Origin of the sequence: Virgibacillus sp. AGTR (genome assembly GCF_016919725.2) — a bacterium.
In the GTDB taxonomy this organism is placed as follows: Bacteria; Bacillota; Bacilli; order Bacillales; family Amphibacillaceae; genus Virgibacillus; species Virgibacillus salarius.
This window is the reverse complement of record NZ_JAJERH010000047.1, coordinates 1-25,371: the sequence shown is the minus strand read 5'-3', so window position 1 is coordinate 25,371 and position 25,371 is coordinate 1. Positions and strand designations below refer to the sequence as shown.

19 protein-coding genes are annotated in these 25,371 nt (G+C 36.5%); 7 read left to right on the top strand and 12 right to left on the bottom strand.

What is annotated here, in order from left to right:
• Positions 1-158 precede the first annotated feature (158 nt).
• The gene (locus JUJ52_RS15710; protein ID WP_205388839.1) at positions 159-659 is read left to right on the top strand and encodes a hypothetical protein; all 501 of its coding nucleotides are present in this window, start codon (positions 159-161) and stop codon (positions 657-659) included.
• Positions 660-881: 222 nt separating this feature from the next.
• Here JUJ52_RS15710 and argH read toward each other — a convergent pair whose 3' ends face one another.
• From argH to JUJ52_RS15685, 5 genes are read right to left on the bottom strand one after another with little or no spacing between them, the layout of a single operon-like run.
• Positions 882-2,288, bottom strand: a complete 1,407-nt coding sequence (argH, locus tag JUJ52_RS15705) for an argininosuccinate lyase (protein ID WP_205388840.1) — start codon at positions 2,286-2,288, stop codon at positions 882-884.
• Between the two features lie 28 nt (positions 2,289-2,316).
• On the bottom strand, positions 2,317-4,002 hold the full coding sequence (locus JUJ52_RS15700; RefSeq protein WP_205388841.1) for an ABC transporter permease: 1,686 nt from the start codon (positions 4,000-4,002) through the stop codon (positions 2,317-2,319).
• A 4-nt stretch (positions 4,003-4,006) separates the two neighbouring features.
• The gene (locus tag JUJ52_RS15695; RefSeq protein ID WP_026680405.1) at positions 4,007-5,104 is read right to left on the bottom strand and encodes an ABC transporter ATP-binding protein; all 1,098 of its coding nucleotides are present in this window, start codon (positions 5,102-5,104) and stop codon (positions 4,007-4,009) included.
• Positions 5,092-6,225: an extracellular solute-binding protein gene (locus JUJ52_RS15690; RefSeq protein WP_226983546.1), complete on the bottom strand. Its 1,134-nt coding sequence runs from the start codon at positions 6,223-6,225 to the stop codon at positions 5,092-5,094. Before JUJ52_RS15690 ends, JUJ52_RS15695 begins: the two co-directional genes overlap by 13 nt.
• Positions 6,226-6,230: 5 nt before the next feature.
• Positions 6,231-7,406, bottom strand: a complete 1,176-nt coding sequence (locus JUJ52_RS15685; RefSeq protein WP_026680407.1) for an ROK family transcriptional regulator — start codon at positions 7,404-7,406, stop codon at positions 6,231-6,233.
• 498 nt (positions 7,407-7,904) lie between these two features.
• Here JUJ52_RS15685 and JUJ52_RS15680 point away from each other — a divergent pair, with 498 nt between their 5' ends.
• Entirely contained in the window at positions 7,905-10,406 is a 2,502-nt protein-coding gene (locus JUJ52_RS15680) for a PIG-L family deacetylase (RefSeq protein WP_205388842.1), read from the top strand.
• Between the two features lie 678 nt (positions 10,407-11,084).
• On the opposite strand, the gene JUJ52_RS15675 is transcribed toward JUJ52_RS15680, so the two are convergent.
• Both JUJ52_RS15675 and JUJ52_RS15670 read right to left on the bottom strand, forming a co-directional pair.
• Positions 11,085-11,282 (bottom strand): hypothetical protein, encoded by a 198-nt coding sequence (locus tag JUJ52_RS15675; RefSeq protein ID WP_121605725.1) that lies wholly within the window; start codon positions 11,280-11,282, stop codon positions 11,085-11,087.
• A gap of 334 nt (positions 11,283-11,616) precedes the next feature.
• Positions 11,617-12,477, bottom strand: a complete 861-nt coding sequence (locus tag JUJ52_RS15670) for a manganese catalase (RefSeq protein WP_205388843.1) — start codon at positions 12,475-12,477, stop codon at positions 11,617-11,619.
• Between the two features lie 337 nt (positions 12,478-12,814).
• On the opposite strand from JUJ52_RS15670, the gene JUJ52_RS15665 reads away from it, so the two are divergent.
• Positions 12,815-14,863: a thioredoxin domain-containing protein gene (locus tag JUJ52_RS15665; RefSeq protein WP_205388845.1), complete on the top strand. Its 2,049-nt coding sequence runs from the start codon at positions 12,815-12,817 to the stop codon at positions 14,861-14,863.
• Positions 14,864-15,002: 139 nt separating this feature from the next.
• The gene (locus tag JUJ52_RS23435) at positions 15,003-15,134 is read left to right on the top strand and encodes a hypothetical protein (protein ID WP_255637716.1); all 132 of its coding nucleotides are present in this window, start codon (positions 15,003-15,005) and stop codon (positions 15,132-15,134) included.
• 210 nt (positions 15,135-15,344) lie between these two features.
• Here the strand turns inward: JUJ52_RS23435 and JUJ52_RS15660 are convergent, their stop codons facing one another.
• From JUJ52_RS15660 to JUJ52_RS15645, 4 genes are all read right to left on the bottom strand, one after another.
• Positions 15,345-15,584 (bottom strand): ferredoxin family protein, encoded by a 240-nt coding sequence (locus JUJ52_RS15660; RefSeq protein ID WP_026680412.1) that lies wholly within the window; start codon positions 15,582-15,584, stop codon positions 15,345-15,347.
• Positions 15,585-15,695: 111 nt separating this feature from the next.
• Positions 15,696-17,210, bottom strand: a complete 1,515-nt coding sequence (locus tag JUJ52_RS15655; RefSeq protein ID WP_121605728.1) for an AbgT family transporter — start codon at positions 17,208-17,210, stop codon at positions 15,696-15,698.
• Between the two features lie 35 nt (positions 17,211-17,245).
• Positions 17,246-18,535 (bottom strand): amidohydrolase, encoded by a 1,290-nt coding sequence (locus JUJ52_RS15650; RefSeq protein ID WP_205388846.1) that lies wholly within the window; start codon positions 18,533-18,535, stop codon positions 17,246-17,248.
• A complete protein-coding gene (locus JUJ52_RS15645; protein WP_026680415.1) occupies positions 18,532-19,731 on the bottom strand; it encodes a M20 metallopeptidase family protein in 1,200 nt (399 codons plus the stop codon). The genes JUJ52_RS15650 and JUJ52_RS15645 overlap by 4 nt, the downstream gene beginning before the upstream one ends.
• 364 nt (positions 19,732-20,095) lie before the next feature.
• On the opposite strand from JUJ52_RS15645, the gene JUJ52_RS15640 reads away from it, so the two are divergent.
• Positions 20,096-20,293 carry a DUF2188 domain-containing protein gene (locus JUJ52_RS15640; RefSeq protein WP_121605729.1) on the top strand — a complete coding sequence of 66 codons (198 nt, stop codon included), beginning with the start codon at positions 20,096-20,098 and terminating at the stop codon, positions 20,291-20,293.
• A gap of 43 nt (positions 20,294-20,336) precedes the next feature.
• Here JUJ52_RS15640 and JUJ52_RS15635 read toward each other — a convergent pair whose 3' ends face one another.
• A complete protein-coding gene (locus JUJ52_RS15635; RefSeq protein WP_166530201.1) occupies positions 20,337-22,511 on the bottom strand; it encodes a DNA topoisomerase III in 2,175 nt (724 codons plus the stop codon).
• 213 nt (positions 22,512-22,724) lie between these two features.
• Here JUJ52_RS15635 and ytaF point away from each other — a divergent pair, with 213 nt between their 5' ends.
• Both ytaF and JUJ52_RS15625 read left to right on the top strand, forming a co-directional pair.
• Positions 22,725-23,336 (top strand): sporulation membrane protein YtaF, encoded by a 612-nt coding sequence (gene ytaF / locus JUJ52_RS15630; protein ID WP_026680418.1) that lies wholly within the window; start codon positions 22,725-22,727, stop codon positions 23,334-23,336.
• Positions 23,337-24,401: 1,065 nt separating this feature from the next.
• Positions 24,402-25,256: a CvfB family protein gene (locus JUJ52_RS15625; protein WP_205388847.1), complete on the top strand. Its 855-nt coding sequence runs from the start codon at positions 24,402-24,404 to the stop codon at positions 25,254-25,256.
• The last annotated feature ends 115 nt before the right edge of the window (positions 25,257-25,371 follow it).

The following is a 25,371-nucleotide window of genomic DNA, read 5'->3' as shown; positions in this document are numbered from 1 at the left end:
ACCTTATTGCTTGAAGTGGGGCTTACTGCCAGTTATATGCGGGATAAAAATCAAATTAGACGCCTTCATCAGTTTTAAAGTATGTATAATCTTACTAAAAATTATTACTGAAACGTTTTCTTTTTTTATACGTTATTAAATACAGGAGGCGATTTAAATTGAGAAAATTATTCTTTATTTTATGTCTGTTCATGTTTTTAGTGGGGTGTTCTAATGAACAAGAGGAGGCAGAAACAGCGAAGAAGAACAAAAGCCAAGAAAACTCCTCCTTTCAAGAACAACTAGAGAATTTAATGGATGAAAATGAATTTAAATATGAAGAAATAATTGACCTTGATATAATTGATGATTATATTTACAGTGTTACTGTCAATTTCAATGGAGGATTGGATTTAGCTATAATAAAAAATAATAATGGTACGTTAAAGTGGATTGCTGGATCTGGTGACGCTACCATTTTGCAATATGAAGATTCGAGATATGTATATCTTATAAAACCTGATGATCCTGAGGTGAAGCAAGTAAATGTGTTTGATGTGCCAGTTAAATCAGTAACCTATTACCATCAACAAACAGAAAGTTACACGAGAGAGATAAAATACTGGATAGCTTACACTGAAAAAGAACCAGCACCGTCTGTGGTTGAATACATTAAATAAAACACGTATTCTCGTACTATTCCCTTTATTTCCCAGACTATGAAAAAGAATAGGGCTTTTCCGAAGCTTTGGTGAAAAGGCATCAGTGAGCCCCTATTGTGGGTAAGCACCATGAGGCTCACCAGCCCGTCCACGGAAAGGGAGTATACATCCAGAGCAGCTTCGTCACACGAATCATCATTTTCAATTGTTCGTTTTTTTCTTCCTCATTTTCTTCTTCGCTTATCCGCTTTTATTTTTCCTTCTAGCGATCATTTCTGTAACCACATTCGGACTTGGTCCCCCTGTAATGCTCCTTCTTTCCACAAAACAAATAGGATCAACAATCATGTCCCAAGCCTCGTTAGTAAGTGTTACATCTTCAAGCCAATCATTCACTTGATCGACGGGGATTTCGTACAATTCTTTATCAAGGTTCAACGCTTTTTTTGCTATCTTACTCGCTTTCTGATGCGCTCTCCGAAAAGGAATTTGATAGTCACGAGCTAATACATCGGCTAATTCTGTTATAGTGATCATATGATTCTTAGCCTGTTGAATCGCCTTTTCTTGGTCAAAATCCATTGTTACGATAACCGCTCGCATTAATTTAAGAACTCGTAAAGCTTTTTGATAGCCTAGATATAGATGAGGTTGCAAATCATCCTCCGTATCATTAATATCTCCATAAGGCGTATTGTGAATCATATGAATAACAGTCATCCCCTCTCCAGCCGCACTACTAGCAATTGCACGTGAATGTTCCAACGAAACTGGATTTCTTTTTTGAGGCATAATACTGCTTATCTGCACATATGCATCTGACACTTTTAGCAATCCTACCTCTTTAGATGCCATTCTTAAAAACTCTTGAATCCACCTACCACAATTCGTCATTAGACTAATTAAAGCTTGTGCCGACTCCATTAAATAATCGCCTGTACCAATGGCATCATAAGAGTTCTCAATTAATCCATCAAAGTGCAGAAGCTCCATCACCCGTTCTCGATTAATTGGAAAACCAGTGGTCGTTATAGCCGCTGCTCCCATCGGAGACTGATTAACTGTTCGATATGCTTGTTCTAATCTTTTAATATCTCTTTGAAGATTATCGTATATCGCCAGTAAATAATGCCCAAAAGTAGTGGGCTGGGCAGGTTGCGTATGTGTGTGTGCAGGCATAATTGAATTTACATGTAACTCTGCTTGATATAATAATGCTTCCGCTAATTTTTTTGCTGCCTCGATTGACTGATTAATATAATCTCTAATGACAATACGATACATCGCCTCTCCCATATCGTTTCTACTTTTTGCGATATGCATTTTACCAGCCAATTCCTCTCCAATTATCTCTCCAATTTTTGATTCAACTAGAAAAAATAAATCTTCGTAAAGAATCGAATATTCTATTTCATCCTTATTGATCGACTCCACTTTTGCTATTCCATCTAGTATACGATCAGCGTCATTTTCGCTAATGATCCCCTGTTCTTTTAGCATAATTGTGTGAGCTTTATGGATCATAAACATAGCATGAAATAAATATTTTTTTTGGTCATCAAAAACAGGCTTTAGTAATTCTGTTATATATGTTTTTCCGGGGAAGCCAACACCTTCATCCATTTCAAATTGCTTTACAAAATCCATATTCATACACCTCTATATTTCAGTAAATTTACAATGTATTCTCTGTTTTCACACCGAGAAATTTATATGAAATAAACATCACGATTGCAATTAGTCCAACCTGAATCATTCCGTAGGCAGATGCCTGTCCTATATTGAACATCCTTAATTGATTCATAATTTCTATTGAAATTGGTCGATTATCTAGTGTATATAACAGGACTGAAGTAGGAAATTCTCCAACTGCCTGTACAAAAGCCAACAATGTACCACTAAGTACGCCTGGCATAATAATAGGTATGACAACACGTCTAAATGTATAGAACCATTTGGCTCCAAGATTTTGAGCAGCTTCTTCTATAGAGTCATCCATTTGTTCTAAAACAGCAGTTGTTGATCGAACAACCAATGGAATAAATCGTACAAAATAAGCTAATGGTAAGATCCAAAACGTGCCAACTAAAATTTTTCCAAATGAAAAAGCTGAAGGTTCGTTAAATGCAAGAATTAAATTCATCCCCACAACTGTAGCGGGTAATGCCCATGGAATCATAACTAATATATCCAAAAGATTCTTTCCAATAAATTTACGTTTAACCAATGCATATGAAGTTATGATTCCAAATACGAATACACCTAAGCATGCCAAAAGAGCCATCACCATACTGTTTCTAACTGGATCCCATATATTTGGATCCTCAAATAACAGGATGAAATTTTCTAAACTGAATGCTGTTGGGTACGTTTGCCATGTCCAAGCTCCCTCTGGCACGAGCGATAAAATAAGTAAAGTAGCATGTGGCAACAGTAAAACGATCATTGCCAGAATCCCTAAACTTACCATGCACCATTTTAATATATGGTTACTTACTTCACTTCGGTGAGCTCCTATCCCTTTACTAGCCATTCGATAGTCTTTCCTATCTTGATACCAGCGCATAAATAGCAAGAATGATATGGAGACAACTGACAAAATAACCGATTGAGTAGCAGCCATTTCGAGGTCCCCATTGATTTTAGAAAAGTATATTTGCAAGCTTAGAACTCGAAAGCCGCCTGCCAGAAGAAATGGGGCACTGAATGACGCCATTGAAACCATAAATACCAATAATGAAGCTGCTACTAAACCTGGTGTTAACAATGGAAATGTAACTTTCCAAAAAACTTTAAACTTATTTGAACCAAGATTATACGCGGCTTCCTCCAAAGAAGGATCGATATTGTTTAACGCTGACGATGTCGTCATATAAAAGTATGGATACATCGTATAAGCGTGTACGATCAAGATTCCAGTTATTCCGCCAATGCTAAATGGAACCTCTGATAGATTTAGTACATCTTTAATAGCATTTGGAACAAGTCCTGCTTCTCCATATAAATACATAAATGCCATTACCCCAACAAGAGAAGGAAGTACTATTGGCATTATTGCAATATTAGAGAAAAATTGGCGTCCAGGAAAATCATACCTATTAAATATATAAGCCAAGGGGATTCCTATTAATGCACTTAAAAGTACAGATAAAAGTGAAATGTAGACAGAATTCCATAATGCTTCAAAATTTGCAGCAGATTTTTCTCCAAAAAAATCCGAATAGTTTTCTAATGAGAAAACACCATTTTTCTTAAAACTTTCAAGTAGTGTCTCAATTGAAGGATAGAGGACATACCCAATTAAAACTAAAATAACCGGTATTAATAAAAGTAATGTTTTCCTTTTTTCAGCGTTTAGCATTTCATCACATCCTAGCCTTTGGGATCACTCTTATTTGATCGGCGGGAAGCTTTACATTTACCTTTGATCCATTGGTTAGATATGTACTTGGACCTTCATTTAAATCCGTTGCCCGAATAATTGCATCGCTACTTAGCTTAATATAAGTGTGTACAGAGGCACCTGTAAATTGTACAAGTATTACTTCACCTTTAAATACGTTTTCCCCTGTTAGTGACGCTTTATCTATCTGTACGGATTCGGGACGAATCGACATTAAAAGCTGATCATTACGGTTGTATTCGGCTATGTTTACCTCTGTTGCCTGAACTTGAATGTCTGCATCCAATTGTTCACAGTGATAAATTTTCTCATTATTTTTTTCCTCTTTAAAAGCTATAGGTATTAAATTCGTTTCACCAATAAACTCCGCTACAAAATCATTAACTGGCTGATTATAAATCTCTGTAGGGGTTCCTACTTGTTGACATTTTCCCATGTTAAAAACTGCAATTCTATCACTCATCGTTAATGCTTCTGCCTGATCATGGGTAACATAGATTGTTGTTATGCCATAATCCCTTTGCAGACGTAGGATTTCATTTCTCATTTCATCTCGTAATCTAGCATCTAGATTACTTAATGGTTCATCCAGTAAAAGAATGTCAGGTTCGATGACTAAAGCTCGTGCCAATGCAACACGCTGCTGCTGTCCCCCACTCAGTTGACTTACTTGCCGATCCATATACTGATCAAGTCTAACTTTTTTGAGTATGTCCTCCACACGCTTTTTAGTCTGAGATTTAGTTATTTTTCTGACCTTTAATCCAAAGGCAACATTCTCAAAAACTGTCATATGGGGAAACAAGGCATAGTTTTGAAAAACCATGCCTGTATTTCTTTTTTCAGGGGGGACAGTAGTCATATCTTTATCATTAAATGTTACTTTTCCTTTCGTTGGATAATAGAACCCCGCTATCATTCGTAACGTTGTTGTCTTTCCACAGCCACTAGGACCAAGAAATGTAAAAAATTCCCCTTCCTTAATTAGGATGTCCAACTCTTCTACTGCTGTAACATCACCGAATTGCTTTGTAATTGCAGATAAATTCACTGTTGACATGCACAACAACCCCCTTTGACATTATTCCAATCATTCTTCGCTAAATCTTTTTCTGCATTTTTGATATTGTTGTCCCAATACTCCATCCATTCACTTTGTTTTTCCTGAAACAGTGACCAGTCAATTTCCATCGGATTAATCTCCGTTTCAGTAATCCATTCCGGTAAATCTTCTACATCTTCTCTTGTCGGAATTCTGTAATATGTCTCAGCAAGCAGTTTAGCAGCTTCCTTTGTATTCACAAATTCGTAAAATGCTTCAGCCGCTTTAGGATGCGGTGCATCTTTTATGATTGCTATCCCCTCTGTCAGAACTGGTGTACCGCTTTCTGGAATAACATAGTCAAACGGGTAGCCTTTCTCTTCAGCAAGCATAACGGTATCGGGCATATTCCAGACCGACAAATTCCCAACGCCCTTAGCTACCTGATTGTACATAATCTCCGGATTTGCGGAGTATTCTTTTGTATTTTCATCTAACTTACGTAGCCATTCATAACCTTCATCAGGGCTTTCCGTATCTTTATACGTTCTGTATATCATCGATGAGTAAATTGTCCGCATCGTACCAGAAGCTAATGGATAACGAATAATGAGTTCATCCTCCCATTTAGGATCAAGTAAATCGTCCCAATCTTTAGGTGCTTCCTCTGCGGAGATTTCTTTCGAATTATATAAGATAACTTCTGGTGTAATGGAGGTTCCGGACCAAGTCCAGTCTTCATCATGATACATTTCATCCAAGGCATCTGCATAAGAAGGCTTATACTCAGCAAGTAATCCCTCATCCTTAGCCTGATCAAAATTCACCTGTGGTGCTCCCCACCAGACATCTGCTTGGGTATTATTCTTTTCAGACCTTACTCGATCCAGAATTTCCTGTGATCCCATATCTAAGAATTCCATTTCAATTCCGTATTCCTCTTCAAACTGTGCTTCAAATTCACTTAATATATCTTTTCCATGAGGAGAATAAACAACTACCTTTTCTTCTAGGTCACTACCAGATTCGTTTTTGGACTTTCCTCCTGACTCTTCAGAGCCACCAGCAAGACATCCAGAAAGGATACCTATCACTATTACTACTAAAAAAAATAAATAACCTCGTTTTAATAGACGCACTAAAATTACCCCTCTCCCTTAATTGTTAACATGCTGTCATGCTCCTTTAAAAACAATGCAACTGCCCCAACAACCCCTGCTTCTTTTCCAAGAATTGATTTTACAACATCACATTTTTCAGGTGTGAACCGATCAATAATAGGCTGCATCTTATTAATTATTAATGAATACGATTCACTTACACCACCTCCTAAAACAATCATTTCTGGATCAAATAAAGAGATATAATTCGCTATACCAATCCCAAGATTTTCTATTGCAGTTTCAATTATTTCTACTGCTTGTTTATTATTTTTTTCATACAGTTTAAAAGCTTCTTTTGCTGTTAATGTCTTCTTTAATTTTTTCGATAATTGACTCCCTATAGAAGAACCACTAGAAACGCTTTCTAAATATCCATAACCTTCATAAACTGGATAATATTGCTGCGCATGTTCCTTATCAGTAACCATATAACCAATCTCTCCAGCACTATAATTACTACCTCGATATAATTGATTATTTATAATTAATCCACTACCGATCCCTGTACCGATTGCTATGTAGATAAGATTTGAACGAGTACTTCCAATACCCTTCCAATGTTCCCCTAACACACTAATATTAACGTCATTATCAATATAAATGGGGAAATTAAATTTGCTGTTTAACTCCTTTTTTATAGGGAAATTAATCCACCTTAAAGCAGGAGCTTCCTTTACTATTCCTTTTTCTACATGTACTACTCCTGGTATACCTACACCCATACCAAGTATCTTTGAGTTATCAATATTTAATTTCTCTTTTTGTTCCTCCACATGCTTTTTTATCTGCTCAAATAAATTTTTTTCTAAATAAACTTGGGTAGGAAACTCGCTAAAGGAAATCATAGATCCATTTAAATCTGTAATGCCTATCGCTACCTTTGTACCACCAATATCAACTCCGATAATATAAGCTTTATGAGGATTAAACTTTAAATTAACTGGTTTTCTTCCTCCACTCGAAGAAGCTTCTCCACTACCAGTTTCCAAAATCCAGCCCTCTTTTAAAAGCTGATCCACTACAGCAGAAACTGTCGGTTTACTTAACGAGAGTTGCTTTGAAATTGTTGCACGGCTTACCGTTTCATTTTCTTTAATGTAATTGATTATTAGCCTTCGATTCATCTGCTTCATATAGGATGGATTACCTTTGTGCATTATATAAGCTCCTTATACTGATATTCCTTGCATTTTAGTTAGTAAAGTTTACTTACTAATCTAACAACTTTAATTATTATAAATGAAAGCCTTATCATTGTAAAGATAAAATAATTAAAAAATTCATATAAAGTAAAACTTCAATCAGTTGGGGATATTAAACCTACACTGATTGTTAGTACCACAAGGGTATGACCTAAAGGCCTTTGAACCAATCGGACATTTACTGGCAGTTGATCCTACACTTTCCAACATTAGTTTTTACTTTATTGCTTGAGTTGAGGTCTTACTGCCATTTATATGTGGGAAAAATAAAATTTTGCAACTATTTCCCTACTCATTTTAAATAAATAGATATTTTGGAATATTTACATTAATTCAAATTATGTTATCTTGTTGTTGTAGTTTACATCAGGTTAGTTAGTAAAATTTACTAACCTACATTATTTTAAAGGAGGGCAGTGTGTTTTAATCCATTTTTTGAAAGGGGTTTCATACATGAGAAGAATTATTGCTAATTTACTTGTTTTGCTATTAGTATTCAGCCTAACATCTATCAATGGGAGTGCAAAAGAAACAGATAAACAGCACGATAAAGAACTTTGGAATGTTGTTCATCCTTTGAGCACGACCGTTACTTTTTTAAATACAGGTGCTCACCCCGACGATGAACGAAGTGATTTTCTCGCCTATTTATCTAGGGGTTTAGGTGTTAAAACGACAAGTTTAATTGCTAACCGTGGAGAAGGGGGACAAAACGAAATAGGTGATGAACTTGGCAATGCGCTTGGAATCATTCGCTCTAATGAAATGATCGAATCTGCAAAAATTACTGATGTAAAAGCTTTTCATTTAAGCAGGACCACTTCTGACACTATTTATGATTTTGGATTTTCTAAATCACCAGAAGAAACGCTAGACAAATGGGGAGAGAATGTAACCTATGAAAGACTCATTCGATTTATTCGAACCCAACAGCCAGATATTGTTATGCCTTCTTTTCGAAATGTTGATAGTCAACATGGACACCATCGAGCAATAAGTCTTCTAACTGAAAGAGCATTTGAAGATGCAGCAAACCCTAATGTTTACCCAGAACAACTAGAAAATGGTTTATCTACTTGGCAGATTAAAAAAATGTATCTACCTGCTGCGTCAAAAGATACAGCATCTACTTCCATTGAAATTGGTGATTATGATCCTATATATGAAATGACGTATCCACAATTAGGAGAAGCGTCTCGATATATGCACAAGAGCCAAGGTATGGGAAACGATATTCCAGCGGAACCACGGCAAATACATTTAGAGTTAATCAAATCTGTAGAAGATAACAATACCGAACTATTTGATGGGATAGCATATGACTTTAATGATTGGGCAAAACGAATATCTAAAAAGAATATAAGCAATCATTTAAAAAAATTACAAAACGACTTAGATTCGATTATTCAAGAATATCCAAACAGAGAATCCATTTTCGTAAAGTCACAGCAATTACTGAAAACTGTTGAACGAATCATAAATAAAACAAAACGTACAGAATTTGATACATCAATGAAGCGTGATCTGCTTCATAAACTCGAACTTAAAAAGGAACAGTTACAAAAAGTTATTTTTACAGCTTCAAACTTACAAATTAAAACCCGTGCAGCATCATCTATCGTTACACAGGGTGAGCAATCATCTATTACAATGGAACTTACAAACAAAGGAAAGAAAACACTCAAAAAAATAAATGCTGATCTACTTCTACCTAAAGATTGGGTAAACGTAAATTCAAAGCAGATAAAGTCATTAAAACCAAATGAATCAAAAACTATTATTTTTGACTATGAAGTACCAAAAAACGCAGGGTATTTTCAACCTTATGAGGAACCTATTATCAAAACAAAGGTTTCAATGAATGGAAAAGGTACGAAAGCTACAGCTATCGAAGAGCTTCCAGAAACGTTGGCCATTTTACCAGAACTTAGTGTCACTACGAATCCAACAAATATAGTGGTAAATACAGCTGACGTTCAAGACAAAATACCTGTTACGATCACTGTTAAAAATTATAGCTCTGGAAAAAGAAAAGGTAGCGTCTCATTAAATCTTCCTAAGGGATGGAATAGTGAACCAAAGCAGAGCAACATTTCATTCGAAGAACGATATGATGAAAAAGAGGTGACATTCAATCTAATTCCCCCTTCTAAAATAGAAGAAGGCAGTCTATCTATTGAGGCAAAAGTTAATTCAAGTGGAAAAACCTATCAAACAGCGGTACAAGAAATTCAATATGATCATATAAAAGATTCCTATTACCAATATCCTTCAATGATTAACGCGGAAGCTTTTAAATTATTAAAACCAGACAACTTAAAAATCGGCTATATTGAAAGTGGTTTTGATAAAGTAGCCGATTATTTAATAGAGACTGGATTTGATGTTACAACGTTAAAAGAAGAAGATCTATCATCCGGAGATCTTTCACAATTTGATACCATTATTACAGGTATAAGAGCGAATTTATCTCGAACAGACTTAGTGACCAATAATCAACGTTTGCTTCAATATGTTGAAGATGGCGGTCACCTCGTTGTCCAATATCACAAACCGGGCGATAACTGGGACACTCAAAATAGCGCACCTTACCAATTAAAAATCGGAAGTCCATCTATCGAATGGCGTGTAACGGATGAAAATGCTGTTGTGAACATATTGAAGCCTGAGCACAAGTTATTTAATTACCCTAATACAATTACAGAAAATGATTGGCAAAACTGGGTGCAGGAAAGAGGATTATACTTCCCGATGAGCTGGGACAGCAACTTTGAAACCTTTGTTAGCATGTCTGATCCAAATGAAGATCCATTTACGAGCGGCATTTTAATGGCGGAATATGGCAAAGGGACTTATTTGTATACAAATCTTGTATTTTATCGACAAATAGATAACCAAGTCCCAGGCGGTTATAGAATATTTACGAATTTAATTAGCTACGGTGTGAATGAATAATATTAGCTGTTATAAACATAAGAAGATTAGTTGGTAAAGTCTGAACTGCTCCCTGTCAAGTAGACAGTGGAAATAATAAAAATGGATTTTATTTTTTACCTGTCTACCTTAAGGGGAGCATATCAGTCATCGACAGATGATTTTGCTCACTATTTTCCATTTAGAGTTATAGTGAGAGGTAAAAGAAATCTTGAATAAAGCTACGTGTTTTTCTTTACTGGGCGATGATATTCCAATATTAATAAAAAGATTATTCTATTTTAAATATAGAAATGATAGACTCTGCTATTATCTTACTTAATCATTGTTCACTCATCAAAGTCTTTCGTGACATAATAAGACATGGCACTGATCAGCTTTGGCGATTAATTGGATACCGTAGCATTCTTTTTTTGTATCCTATTCCTACGTTAGCCTTATAAAGCGACTTCAATCAGTTGGGAATTTTGTTTATCCCACCACTTACCAATATTGATCTCACTTTATTACTTGAAGTGAGGGTCTTATTGTACTGCCAATTATATGTTGAATAGACCATATTGATCAAGAAAATACCCTGATAATGTCTTTAACTACTAAAAGGTTTGCTAGAAAAGAAAAACGGAGCGAAATTCGCTCAGTCCTTATCACTAAATGCTCAGATTTACGCTCCCTCTAGTAGCTATTATGGAATAATAGCTACTGCTTGACCACCACTCCGGCTGCCCACTTCCCTTTCCGTGGGGTTTGCCCTTCAGCTAACTTTTTTAGCAAAACCCGCTCAAAAAAGTGGATCTTCAGGTCAAACATTTCCCACAGGAGTTGAAGTGGCTGGCCTTCGTTATTATCAGGCTCTACAACGCTAGCATGAAGTAACACAGCTGCTTTTATAATCACGGATAACGATTTTCACTTTACCCATTGGAAAAAAAGTCAACCTATTACTTATGACAAGAATTGTTGCACCTTCTCATAGCGGAGACTAATTACGTAGACTCCTGCGGGATTAGCGCGAGCCGAAAATCCACTTTGCAACGTGTTCTTCTTTGCAAAGTTAGTTGAGGCCGCGCCCGCGGAAAGCGAAGTAATTCGTCGGAGCATTGCCAATATCCATCAAACATTTCAAAATAACTACTTGGCTTAACGCAGTCATTGCACTGATTTTATACTTTCTTAACTTAAAATAAAATATTAGCCTAGCTAATCCCTCATACGTTGCAAGGGATATAATTTATTTCCAATTTGGTTCTGGAGGATCATCTGAATGGCGAAGCGCCCAAAGTGGAGTGTCATATATATACGGTGGAGCAGGATCTAAATGTGGGACAGAACCAAAGGCAATTGGACGATCAACATAATTAAATGTGCCATAACCATCCATACTTGGACCAGATGCCCAACGCCCCTCAGCACTTGCATCACCTTGTGACAGATTGAACAACGTATAAGAGACCTGTTGCTTTTCTAATTCTCTTGGGAATGTACTCGGTACGACGATGTTTTCTTTTTCTTCTAATTCACATATGGCTGCATACCATTGATTCTGATGCATCGTATCACGAGCCAGTAGCCAAGAAAGCATGTCACGAACACCGGCATCATTCGTCATTTCATAGAGACGTGCTACTTGAAGACGACCTTGTGATTCTGCATTTAAATTTGCTCTAAAATCTGCGAGCAAATTCCCACTTGCAGCAATGTAGCTAGCCGTCCAACGATTTCCAACACTATCCACTGGCATAGCGCCTAATCCCGAAACTATTGCTTGCTGAGGGTTGGACCCCCCAATGATCGCTGCGATGACTGGGTCCTTTATAGCATCTTCCACCTCTACATCAGGTGCACCATCTAACAACCTTGCAATCATCGTTGCAATCATTTCAACATGGGCAATTTCTTCAGTCCCTGTATCCATCAATAAATCTTTATACTTTCCATTACCTCTTGTATTCCATCCTTGAAAAAGATATTGCATCATGACAGAAATCTCGCCAAATTGTCCTCCTAATATTTCTTGTAATTTTTTCGCAAAAACAGGATCTGGACGATCAGGTTTAGCATGATATTGTAATTCTTTCACATGATAAAACAAGAAAAACACCTCTTTTCTTTTTATAACTATTTAAGCCTCTGTTAACAAGCATATGTATACATCATGTTGTCCCATGTCATAAATAAAGTGAAACTTCAATCCAATCCGTGGGGGTTCTGTTTATTCCTCACTGATGGTTAGTACCACAAGGGTATGACTTAAAGACCTTTGAACCAATCGGACATTTACTGGCAGTTGATCCCCACTTATCCATATTAATTTCACTTTTACTTGAAGTGCCCAGTTATATGCAGGAAAAAAATTTCCTTTCACCATGCTATTCTTGTTTGGAAAAATGATTTTTCGTGTATAGTGTGAATAGGAAGGATGTGTTTTAATGCCCAATCGATTAATTGATGAAAAATCTCCATATTTATTACAGCATGCTGACAACCCAGTTCATTGGTATGCATGGACTGAAGAAGCCTTTACAGCAGCCAAAGAGCAAAATAAACCAATATTTCTTTCCATTGGTTATAGTACTTGTCACTGGTGTCATGTTATGGCACACGAATCCTTTGAGGATGCGGAAGTGGCATCAATACTTAATGATCGTTATATCGCTATAAAGGTAGACAGAGAGGAACGACCAGATATTGATTCCATTTATATGAAGGTTTGCCAAATGATGACTGGACATGGGGGATGGCCATTATCCATTTTTATGACTCCTGACAAAATTCCTTTTTATGCTGGTACGTATTTTCCAAAGCACAAGAAATATGAAGTTCCAGGATTTGTCAATGTCTTACAACAGCTTTCTCGAAAGTTCACAGAAGATCCAAAGCATATAATCGAAGTTACCAAAAGTGTACAACAAGCCCTCCAAAAGAGTCATCCTTCTAAAGGAAATAATCGAATTTCTAAGGAGCAGCTTAATCAGGCTTACCATCAATTAGGTAAGAGCTTTGACTTCGAGTATGGTGGATTTGGTAAAGCACCTAAATTTCCTATGCCACACAACCTAATATTCTTAATGAGACATGCTTACTTAACGAAAAACACGGCAGCTTTAAAGATTGCTGAAAGCTCCTTACAAAGCATGGCTACTGGTGGAATTTATGACCACATTGGCTTTGGATTTTCGAGATATGCAACAGATAAGGCATGGCTTGTACCTCATTTTGAAAAAATGCTCTATGATAATGCACTTTTGTTAATTGCATATGCGGAATGCTATCAAATTACACAACGTCCCTTTTATAAAAAAATTGGTAAAGAAATCATTACCTTTATTCTCAGAGAAATGACGGATGAGAAAGGCGCATTTTATTCTGCTATTGATGCAGATTCAGAAGGGGTTGAAGGGAAATATTATGTATGGAGCTATCAAGAAGTGATGAATATTTTAGATGAAGACCTTGGGGAGATTTATACAAGAATCTATGACATTTCGCCAAATGGTAATTTTGCAGGAAAAAATATTCCCAATCTTATTCAAGGTCATTTTGACCAAGTAGCCAACGAACTGGATCTCCCTAAAAAAGTGCTAGAGGAAAAATTAGAAGAAGCAAGACAAAAGCTTTTTGCAGAAAGACAAAAGCGAACCTATCCTCACGTCGATGATAAAGTTTTGACTAGCTGGAATGGATTAATGATTGCCGGTCTTGCCAAAGCTGGTAAAATTTTTCAAAATCAAAAATACATTAACGCTGCAATAAGAGCAGTACGTTTTATTGAGAATCATCTATTTCACAATGAACGGCTCATGGCACGTTATCGAGCTGGGGAAACAAAGTATCCAGGTTATATTGATGACTATGCCTTTTTACTATGGGGCTATGTAGAGTTATATGAAGCCACGTTTGATCTTACATTTTTGCATAAAAGCAAACAACTGGCAGAACAAATGCTGGAACTGTTTTGGGATAATGACAACGGCGGTTTGTACTTTACTGGTAAAGATAGCGAAAAATTAATCACTAAAGATAAAGAAGTATATGATGGTGCGATACCTTCTGGTAATAGTGTTGCAGCTGTTATGCTTATTCGTATTGGATATTTAACGGGGGAAACAAATTTCCTTGATCATGCTGAAGAAATGCACTATACATTTTATGAGGATATCGATGCACAACCTTCTGCTAGTCCATTCTTTCTACAGTCCGTTCAGCTATTTGATCATCCAACAAAAGAAGTCGTCATTATTGGGTTAGCTGACGATCCAAAAAAACAAGCTTTCATCGAACAGCTTCAGCAAATGTTCTTACCTGATGTATCGGTTCTCTCTCTGGAAACGAGTGAACAGGCAAATAATATTGCCGACTTTGCGAGCGTCTACAACCAGATCAACCAAGAAACTACGATTTATATTTGTGAAAACTTTTCCTGCCAACGTCCAACAACAAATATTGCCGAGGCAATAAAGAAAATTAGGAATAGGTAAATGTGTATCTCTAGCAAAGTCTATCGACATATATGAGGATAGGCTTCGTGATGAAACATTTCATAAGTCAATTGCGTTAATTTAAATGATTTGTTCATGGTATACTGAGTATAGGATGTGAAAAAGGAGTAATTTAAACATGAAAGTAAAAATGAATGTACAAACAGCATACCATGGTGACTTATTACGTGCAGGAAAAATATATGAAGTTGATGATGAGACAGCAAAACGCTGGATCGCAAGTAAATTAGCGGTGAAAATCGAAGATTAGTCCAGCTTTTATCCCGCATATAACTGGCAATAGGATATTTTAATTAAAGCCAAACGGATTCAAATGGTACTCCCTCGGAAGTTAGAGTGAAAAAAATCTAACTTCTGAGAGCAATTCCATTCCGTTCGGCTTTTGCCATTTTAACCACAGCGCTTTACACTTGTATCTAAATACCCTTGAGAGACAGCAACCACGTTCTTAAGTACGAATCTATCTATTAGCAAAAAATTCTTCTGCTTTTTCCAGAAAGACTTCTTGTTCTGGCGATATGTCATATTCCTCTTCTATTGCATCAACTGGACATACAGCTTTACATGCACCACAATCGATACATATATCTGGATCAATATAAAATTGATCTGGACCTTCTTCGATGCAATCAACTGGGCAAACGCTAACACATTCACCTGACTTTTCGCCTCGGCATGGATCTAGAATTACAAATGCCATCTATTATAACCTCCCTTATATCCTTAAACAAGCTTCCACTTCTTATTTAATGATACAGGTGATACGCATTGCAAGTAAACAGCTTGGAAAATTTTTTATCAGCAACTATATTTACAAGTAAACACCTATCCCTGGACCAAATGGGATGCCGAGGAATACAAAAAGTAATAATAAAATGATCCATGTAAGTAAGAAGCAGATACTGTATGGTAACATTAATGCAATTAGTGTACCAATTCCAGCCTTTTTATCATAATCCCGCATGAATGATAAAACAATAATTATATAGGGATTCATTGGCGTAATGACATTTGTAGAGGAATCAGCAATACGATATGCAACTTGGATAAAGGCGGGATGATAATCTAAATAATAAAACATTTTTAAAAAGATTGGTGCTTCCAATGTCCATTGTGCTGATCCACTAAAAATGAATAGATTTAGCACAGCTGTTAATAGCACAAATCCAATTACAACTGCTATACCTGTAAATCCAATAGATTCCAGGAAATTTGCTCCGCTTACTGCGATCCATGAACCGATATTGGACCAATCAAAATATGCAATAAATTGAGAAGCAGCAAAAATAAGGACAATGAAGCCAGACATATCTTTCATAGCTTCTCCCATATATTTACCTACATCACGAGAACTAGTAATCTTTTTAATAGTAACCCCGTATGTAATACCAGCAATAATAAATAATATTAAAATTAGTGGAACAATTCCATCTAGAAATGGCGAAGGTACAATTTTCCCCTCCGCACTACGTAGAGGAGAATTTGGTATAAATAATACAATTAATATTAGAGCAATATATACACTACTTGCGATTACCGCATTTTTTAGTGCTTTTATCTCAATCGGTTTCACCGCTTCAAATTCTTTCTTTACATTTCCCTCATACTTACCTAGACGTGGCTCTACAATTTTCTCTGTAACGAGAGCACCTACTATAGAAAGAACCACTACGGATACAATCATAAAATACCAATTATCTACTGGCGTTACAATCACATTTTCATCGAGTGTCTTCATTACTTCTGTTGAAATACCAGAGAGCAATACATCTGTACCATTAATCATAAAATTTGCTGTAAAACCAGAACCAACACCTGCAAAACCTGCCGCTAATCCAGCTAAAGGATGGCGACCAATATTATAAAACACCATCGCAGCTAATGGCGGTACAATAACAAAAGCTGCATCTGAAGCAATATTCCCTAAAATCCCTGTAAAAATCACTGCATATGTTACTAATGAAGTTGGTGCCTTCAAAATAGTACTTTTTATGCCAATTTCCAATAGTCCAACTTTATCTGCTAAACCAATCCCTAGCATCATTGCTAACACGAGCCCTAAAGGAGCAAATCCCACAAAATTATCTAGCATAGAGGTTAGAATAAATTCAAGACCTTCTTTAGAAATTAAGCTTTTAATAGCAACCTCTTGTCCATCAACTGGCTGTGTATAGGTAATGTCAAATAATGAAATGATCCAGGATAATAAAATTATAATTCCAGCTAAACTAATAAAAAGCATAAAGGGATCAGGTAATTTATTGCCAACCCGTTCAATTCCATTTAATAATTGAGTAGCTATTGAATTTTTTTCCTTTACTGCCATACACTTCGTCCTTTCTCTTGTACGTTTACACGTATTTAGTCGTTGCCTTTTAAAACAATATTTGCCAAAGCTTCTACGGCAACTATTAACACTTCTTCTTGGAAATCAAAGGCTTGATGATGATGAGGATGGTCTAAAGCTGTTCCAAATAACATATATGTTGCTTTACCACCACTTGCCTGAACTCGATTAATCATAAAACTCGCATCTTCAGATCCAGCCACCTTCGCTACAGGAATTACTTTCTTTACGTAGCTACTATTGTTACAAGCATTAATAATGGCAGAAGCAAGTGACTTACTACAATTGATTTCTTCTGTTTGACCGACCGCTTCTATTTCATAAGTAACATTCTGCATTATTGCTGCTGCCTCAACGATTCGCATGGCCTCGGAGCGTACATATTGATTAATGTCCTCTGTCTCTCCCCGTGTCTCTACTTCTAAATAAGCACTGTCAGGAATAATATTCCTACCACTACCAGCAACCATCTTCCCTACATTAATTCTCGTAATTCCATTGCTATGCCGAGGAATAGCGTACAGGTTTGCTACAGCAGTTGTTGCCGCTAAAAGTGCGTTTTTGCCAAGCTCTGGCTTCATTCCTGCGTGAGAGGCTGTCCCTTTAAAGTTAATGTTCAATTTTGACGAAGCAAGAAAACCATCCACTGTAGCTGCGATGGTACCGATTGGCAAGGACTCTATTCCGATATGTCCCGAATAGAAATAATCTACATCGTCCAACCAACCATTTTCTGTAATTGCTTTCGCACCGCGGCCACCTTCCTCAGCAGGTTGAAAGATCAATGTGAATTTTCCGCTAAGTTGTGCATGATAGCTAGAAATAAATGAGGCTAACCCAAGCCCGATTGTCATATGGCCATCATGGCCACATGCATGCATCACTTGCTTATTTGCTGATGCGAAGTTATGTTGAGCCGGAAAATGCTTTTTTTCATTCGTTTCTTCAATTGGAAGAGCATCAATATCAAAGCGAAAAGCCATATGATCACCTGATTTACCCGTATCCCAAGTAGCAATGACCCCCGTCATTCCACCTTGCATAGTAGAAAGCCAGTATTCATCAACGCCATTGTCTGTTGCTCTTTCCTCATACATATCCATTTGCTCTTTAGGAGGTAGACCCAAACGCACTTCCTTTTTCATCACATCTTCACCTAAATGAACCATAAAGCCAAGCCTGTTTAGTTCCTTTCCTAATTTATAGGTTGTCACATATTCCATAAAACCCAATTCTGGGTAGTTGTGAAAATCACGGCGCCAAGCAATAAGTTGTGGGTTTAATTTATTTAAGAAATCAATCATTCATTCTCTTCCTTTGCTAATTTTTCTAATGTATCTATAGCAACTTGCACTAAAAGTGACGTACCGATTGGCAATGCTCGTTCATTTAACTTAAAATGCGCATCATGTAGTGGAGCCTGTTCCTCAGGAATATCAATCTGGGTACCAAGCCAAATAAATGCCCCCGGATAATTCTCTAAAAATCTACTGAAGTCTTCGCCTGCTAAGGAAGGGCTTACATTTGGTGTTTCTCCATTTATTTTCTGTGCAGCTAGCCTGGCAACATTAGCCCATTTTGGCGTATTAATGGTTGCCGGGTATCCATCTAAATAAGTGATAGCAGCTTTTGCCTCAAAAACTTGTGCTACTTGATTCGTAATGGTAAAAAAACGTTCCTTTAATCGTTTACGAATTATTGGTGAATAGGTGCGAATCGACCCTTCTAATGTCACTTGGTTTGGAATAATGTTTGCTGCTTCACCACCATGAATTGTTCCAATTGTCACGACAGATGCTTCTAATGGGTCTAAGCTTCTGCTTACAATTGTTTGCAAGCTAGTAATAAGATGTCCAGCCGCTACCATGACATCATTTGTTTGATGTGGCATACTCGCATGCCCACCTTTACCACTTAGTGTAATTTCAAATCGATCCGAGGCACCCATCATTTCTTTATCACGAATACCAAATTGTCCGACTGGTAAGTCTGGCCATACATGCTGTCCATAAATAACATCTGGAGTATACTCAGCAAATACTCCATCATCAAGCATTACTTTAGATCCTCCAATAGGTGAATCCTCTTCAGCAGGTTGAAAAACTAATAGAATTGTTCCTTTTAACTGTTCACGCATTTGTTGAAGAACATGACCTGCTCCCAACAGCATTGCCGTATGTGCGTCATGACCACACGCATGCATAACATTTGCATAATTGGATGTGAAAGGATGATCATTTAGCTCCTGTATTGGTAAAGCATCCATATCTGCACGTAGCGCTACGACTTTACCAGGTTGTGTTCCTTTAATAATTCCTAATACGCCATGTTTAGCATAACCCGTTTGAAAAGCTATGCCGTATTCAGTTAGTTTCTCTTGAATAAAACGGGAGGTTGCCGCTTCATGATTACTCAATTCAGGATTCTGGTGTAAATAACGTCGTATTCTAATAACATCATCTTGGATTTCTCTTATTTGTTCTTTTAGAACATTTGTCATTCCCATGCCCCCTCTGTTTCATTTTTCGATAAAATTCGGCATATCAGAAGTATACAAAAAAAATTCGACAATGTATATTATATTATGAAAATTTATAAATATGTATTCATTGCCAATTTCGTTTTAATTATAAAATAACTGGGAATTACATAATTATAAATAAAGTGAAACTTCGATCAGTTGGAGGTTTTATTTATCCCACAGTGATTGTTCGTACCACTAGGGTATGACCTAAAGGGCTTTGAACCCATAGACATTTACTGGTAGTCGATAGCCCACCTATTTTATTGCTTGAAATGGGGGTATTACTGCCTGTTATATGTGTAATAAAATTTTTTTAAGTAAAGGAAAGGAGTTTTTACAGATGAAATCATATACCGTAATACCAAATGTCGATGCAACAGGATGGTTTGTGAAGTTAGAAAATGTAGCACCTGAGGAGTTATATGATGCAAAAGATGAAGCAATTGCAGTGGCGGTAGAAATGGCACAGGAGAATAGTCCAAGTAAAGTAACGATCTTAGATAGATTCCATAACGTTGTTGAAGAAACAAGTTATTAAACCAAAAAACGTGTCAGATCTATTCTGGCACGCTTTTTGGTGATTATTTATTTTTTAACTTTGCAAGTTGTTCAGCAAGCGCATTATTACTAAAACCATCCTCTTGCTTTTTCAAATATTTATTAACTTCTTTACGGGAAACGTTATGTTTCTTCTCTTTTTGTTTTCGTGCATTAAATGTAGCCAGTTTTTCACGATGACCACACTTACAGATAAATATTTGTCCGTCACCTTCACCTCGTAATTCGAGACGCTTATGACAATTTGGACAACGTGCATTGGTTTGTTTTGCTATATTTTTTTTATGGCCACAGGAACGATCCTGGCAAACAAGCATTCTACCTTTTTTATTTGTTATTTCCAGCATTAATTTTCCACATTCTGGACATTTTGTTCCTGTCATATTATCATGCTTGAATGTTTCTTTACTTGTTTTAATTTCCTGAACTACCTGTTTCGTGTATCCTTTAATCTCAGATATGAATTGCTTTTTATTCAATTTACCCTCAGCAATTTGTGTTAGTTTATCTTCCCATTCAGCCGTTAATGCCGGTGAACGCAATTCCTCTGGTACTAAATCGAGTAATTGTTTACCAGTTGAAGTGATAAATATATATTTCCCTTTCATTTCCATATACATATTATTAAATAATTTTTCAATAATATCAGCTCTGGTAGCTACCGTGCCAATGCCACCTGTTTTATTTAAAGTGCTTGCATGTTTTTTATTCGTTGTACCTAAATAACGTACTGGGTTTTCCATTGCTTGTAGTAGGGACCCCTCTGTAAAACGCTCTGGTGGCTTCGTTTCCCCTGCCGTAATGGTATAGGTACTAACCGTAAGTGTCTGGCCATTTTCTAAAGCAGGTAACTGTTGATCATCCGCCGATTCTCCGTCATCATAACGGTTATGGTATACTTCTTTCCAGCCTTGTTTTTTGATAATTTTTCCGTTTGCTGTAAACTGTTCTCCTTCTGTTTCAGCAAGCACGGTTGTTTGTTCAAATTCGTACGGGTCAGACAAAACAGCTAAAAATCGTTTTACAACCAAATCATAAATCTTCCGTTCTTTATCATTTAAATCTTCAAGAACTACTGATTGTTCAGTTGGAATAATCGCATGGTGGTCGGATACCTTTGCATTATCTACGACAGACTTAGATAGCTTTAAATCTTTCCTAAGAATTTTATTCGCAGTACGAGCGTATTGATCGACACCACAAGCTTTAACACGGTCCTTTAAAGTCGAAATAATATCAGATGAAAGTACACGAGAATCCGTTCTTGGATACGTTAAGACTTTATGCTGCTCATATAATTTCTGCATAATTGATAAAGTCTGTTTTCCTGAGAAATTAAAGATACGATTTGCATCACGCTGTAGTTCCGTTAAATCATAAAGCTGTGGAGCTGATTTCTTTTTATATTGCTTATCAATATGTGTAATTGTTAACGGCTTGTTTTGCACCTTTTTTTGTAAAGCTTCAGCCGCTTCTTTTGAAAAGATACGCTTATTATTCTTTTTGTCTTGCCATGTTAACGAAAAGCCTCGTTTCGTTTTCGCAGCTAAGCCATAAAATTTCTTCGGTTTAAATGATTTAATTTCAGCTTCTCGTGCAGCAATCATTGCAAGTGTTGGGGTTTGCACTCTTCCCGTTGATAATTGCGCATTAAATCTAGTTGTTAATGCTCTTGTTGCATTTAATCCAACATACCAATCTGCTTCAGATCGTGCGACCGCTGAAGCATATAAATTCTCAAATTCTTTGCCTGATTTTAATCGATTGAATCCATCACGGATTGCTTTATCCGTTACAGAAGAAATCCATAAACGCTTTAGTGGTTTTTGAACACGTGCTTTCTCCAATATCCAGCGGGCAACAAGCTCTCCCTCTCTTCCAGCATCAGTAGCAATGACAATTTCCTTCACATCTTTACGCTGAAGCTGTGCCTTTACAGCTTGAAATTGTTTTCCTGTCTTCTTAATAACAGCTAGTTTTAGATGGACAGGTAACATGGGCAAATCTTCAAGCTTCCACGTTTTGTATTTATTATCATACACTTCTGGATCCGCTAATGTAACTAAGTGGCCGAGAGCCCACGTTACGATATATTTGGAACCTTCTATAAAACCATTGCCTTTTTTATGACAATGTAATACGCGGGCAATATCTCGCCCTACGGAAGGCTTTTCTGCTAATACAACTATTTTACTCATCTTTAAATTCCTTTCTAAAAAGACCTATCCATTATTTTATCATATTTCAACCTGCGTTTCAGATCGGAGTAGTTAATCAAAATTTTAGACTTCCCCATTTTTATCGTCACACTCTTGGGCCTCCTTTATTACATCACTTTAAAAAGTTGGATACGCACAACAATTATAAAATAACCATACAATACCTTAGAAATAGATAAAGGAATTGGTGCTATGCTTTTTTATACTGGTTTAATTTTTTTAGTTATTGCAGTTAGCTTAGATGGATTTGGTGTAGGGATAACTTATGGCATGCGAAATATTCGTGTACCACTAAATGCGTTAATTATTATCATGCTATGTTCAGGAATTATCGTTTTGCTATCCATGACGATTGGAAATATGTTGACCTCCATTCTTTCCCCGAATATTGCTAGTATGCTTGGTGGAAGCATACTAATTATACTAGGTAGCTTTGCATTATTTAATTGCATCGTTCCCAGAAAAGAGCTGGAAGAGACAGATACAAATCAAAATATCTTATCGACCGTTCTATCTACCCCTGGTAAGGCTGATTTGGATCATTCTGGCGTTATTTCTCCAATGGAGGCAATCCTGCTAGGTTCTGCATTAGCACTTGATGCATTTGGTGCTGGAATTGGTGCCTCTATGTTAGGTTATGGAGCATTTTTAACAGCCGGTTTAATTGCAATTATGAGTGGTACATTTTTATTCTGTGGATTAAAAGCAGGGATATGGTTAGCGAAGAGCAGACAATTACAGCGTATGACTTTTCTTCCACCACTTTTATTAATTGCCCTTGGAATAACTAGCTTAATACATTAGGTTACGGAAAACACAAGTTGAACTGTACCCTATCAAATAAAATGTGAATATACTAATATCTAGTAAACTGCTTAAGCTGAAAAGAATGGAGCTTAGCAGTTTACTTTTTTGCATGAGTTTACTGGGGACTCTCCTTATTCAAATTCTCAACAAATAGCTTAGAGCTATCACCCCTAAAACTTAGAGAACAATCTGTTCTTTATGATGTGAAGAATGCTTCCAACGTATCAAGCCATATAAAGTGAAACTTCAATCCGTGGGGGAGTTTGTTTATCACCACGGATGATTAGTACCACAAGGGTATGACCTAAAGGCCCTTAAACCAATCGGACATTTACTGGCAGTATTGCATATCCATTTAGCCATCTCCTTTTCCATATAAAAACTCGAAATTACTCTCCTAATATATTTTAAAAGGAAGTATTTCGAGTTAACTTATTAACATATTTTATTTAGAATAATGAGATTATCCAACCAATAACAACAATCGCTCCAATAATCATTAAAAGCATACGTAGCATCTTCTCATCCTTTCGTTTTATACGTGTTAGCTAAATACCCTTCATACAACCTTTAGAAACATTCATTCCCTTATCAAACATTACAACTCCATCTTACTTGACAACCCAATAATTTTATGAGATTATGATAGAGTTAGCAAAATGGAGTAACAGATAAGTGATCTGGCATTCTACAATGTTTTTGAAGATGCTTATTCACACTGGCGCGACTAAGGGGTCGCAAGGACGTAAGAGCAGGTAGGGCTTACGTTGCTTAAGTTAGAGAACATCCAGTGGAAGTTTTACCGCGGTTAACGTGAAATTCTACACGGAAATCTATTTAGACGATTTCCAAAGTGAATAACATTATTATGTTATGTTGCATATTTCTTAGAAATGCTTAAGTATAAGCTAAACAACATCTGATATCAAAGAATTTCCCACCCGAAGATTATTTTGGGGATAAATAAAAATAAAACTTATGTGTTACTTTAGTATTAAAGGGGTACTCTTAAAAGTGAGTGCCCCTTTTCCAATATACATACAAATGAAAGTAGGTTACATAATGAATCAATTAGTTGGTACCATTCAAACGATGACAGTAGATCGGACCATTGAAACAGGATATGTATTAACCTTTGAAATGAATGAATTTCTATTACATCACAACGAAACCAATACCATATTAGAACCCAATCAAGAAGTGGACGTATTTATCTATATGGACAAGAAAGGAAAGGTTGTAGCTACAACAAAGCTTCCACATATAAAAATGGATATATACGATTGGGCAGAGGTCAAAAATGTTATTCCAAATCTTGGCGTATTTGTAGACATTGGTACAACAAAAGATATTCTTGTATCTAAAGATGACCTTCCCTTATTTGATCAGGTATGGCCACAAATTGGAGATAGGCTTTTTGTTACCTTAGGTAAGGATCAAAAAGGGAGATTGCTTGCTCTTCCTGCTAGCGAAGGGGTTATTGCTAGAGAATTGGAATTAGCGCCTGATTCCCTCTTAAATACAATGATTGAAGGAACAGTATATCGTACTAGTAGAGAAGGATCTGCTCTAATCACGGGTGATTTTTATCGTGGTTTTATTCATCACAGTGAAAGAAGGAAAGAACCTCGTCTTGGTCAGCAAGTAAATGGCCGAGTCATTGAAGTTAAACCAGATGGTACATTAAACATATCTCTACGCCCATTAAAGCAAGAAAGTATGCACGAAGATGCAGAAGCTATTTTACAGCATCTAGAAGCTAATGGAGGAGTTATACCTTTCAGTGATAAAAGTGATCCAGATGATATACGAGGAACTTTTCATATTAGTAAGGCTGCTTTCAAACGAGCTTTAGGAAAATTAATGAAAAATGGCAAGGTAGAGCAAAGAGAAGGAAAAACGTACTTAAAAAGCTAGTATTTTTGTAGTTCCATCTAAACGTATGCTCTTGACAGTGGTCCTAGTTTACATTTCCACTTGCTTATCAATGTAGATAGCATTTTCATTAGAAAACCTGAGCAAAATTCGCTCA